At 57.2% G+C, this 1,473-nt stretch carries 1 protein-coding gene; it reads right to left on the reverse strand.

Going from position 1 to position 1,473, the window contains the following annotated elements:
- Nucleotides 1-49: 49 nt before the first annotated feature.
- Nucleotides 50-1,318, reverse strand: a complete 1,269-nt coding sequence (locus CHB65_RS16640) for an RNA-guided endonuclease InsQ/TnpB family protein (RefSeq protein WP_089386127.1) — start codon at nt 1,316-1,318, stop codon at nt 50-52.
- Nucleotides 1,319-1,473: the final 155 nt, after the last annotated feature.

Genomic DNA, 1,473 nt, shown 5'->3' on the forward strand with positions numbered 1-1,473 from the left:
TTGACATCCTCCCCGCCCTAAAGGGCGAGGATTCCCGAGCGTTGGGATATTAAGATTCGCAACCCACCTGTTCTCTCGGGTGGAACAACCCGGAGGTTTGGTTGAACAGGTAGGCTACTGGCCGTGCCAAACGACCGTTACTCATATCCTCCGTCGGAGGATTCTGAGTTATCTTTCTACGAATATTCACTGCACCGTTCACATCTGCGTTCATCGTCGCTCCACACGACTCACAGACGTACAAGCCACGCTCCACACGGTTTGAGTCACGCTTCCGGCCACAGCACGAACACGTCTTCGACGTGTCTCGCTCTGAAACGCGGTCAACGAGGATGCCGTGTTCCTCGGCCTTGTATTCGAGCAAGCAACTGAAGCGGTCAAACTCCCACCCGTGGAGTTTCTTGTTCCCACGCTTCCCCCAGCTCCGAGAGTCACCGTTCTCCTCTTCTCGAATCCGGCTTAACTCGCCGATGGCCACGCGACCGACCTCGTGGTCGATGCACTGCTCAACGACGTGCTTGGCAAGCGCATGCAGGAAGTGGTCTCTCCGACGGGAGAGTTTCTGTCTGGCACGGAGCCCACGGCGTGACGGGCCGTTCTCGCCTTCGGTGTCGTACTCGTCGCGGGTGAAGTAGTGCTTGTCCTGCTTCAGACTGTTCCCTGGATACAACTCGGCGTCACCGTCGTCGTAGGCGATGGCGAGGTAGTTCGTGATGCCGAGGTCGATACCCGCCGTGTTGTCACCGGGCGCGTCCTCGACGGGGATTTCGACCTTGCAGACGAGGTGAAGTTCCCAGCGGTCGCCGTTCCAGACGGCTCTGACTTGCTGGATGTTCTCCACGGTCGCGTCCGGTCGCGTCTCGTACTCACAGAGGATGAAGTCCGAGCGGTGGGTCTTCAGGTTGAAGCCCTTGCTCAGTCGGAGTTGGCTGTGCTTGGAGTCGTGCTTGATACCCTTCTGCTTCCACGTCACGGTGGAGCGTGGGTGTTCGTCGCCGTGTTTGCGATAGCCGGGTGGGTTGGCGTTCTCGTCTCCGTGTTGGCGTGCTTTGTACCAACTGGTGAACGACTCAGCAAGCTCTTCGAGAACTCGCTGACTTGACTGAGAATGGAGGTCACTGTATCGTTCGTGTTCCTTGAGTTCGGATTTGAGTTCGCCGTCGTCGGGGATTTCCCCGTCTTCATCCCATCGGCCTTGCGTGTAGTATCGGGCGACGTTCCACAGTTTCGACGCTGCGAACCCGCACTGGTCGAAGTCGTCGCTCACCTGTTGGTGGTTGACGATTCTCGCTCGATAGGTGCGGGTTGTCTCCAGCATCTGACTGTGTTCATAACTAGTTATGGGAGATTGTATATTAATAGTAACGGCTGGGTGTGGAATATCCAGCAGTGCCATCGAGTGTGGTTAGTGGAGGCGTTGTCGGCTGTATCCCCGCCCTGAAGGGCGGGGTTTTAGCCTTGCAACTTCCATAA

This window comes from Halorubrum vacuolatum (assembly GCF_900188065.1).
GTDB lineage: Archaea > Halobacteriota > Halobacteria > Halobacteriales > Haloferacaceae > Halorubrum > Halorubrum vacuolatum.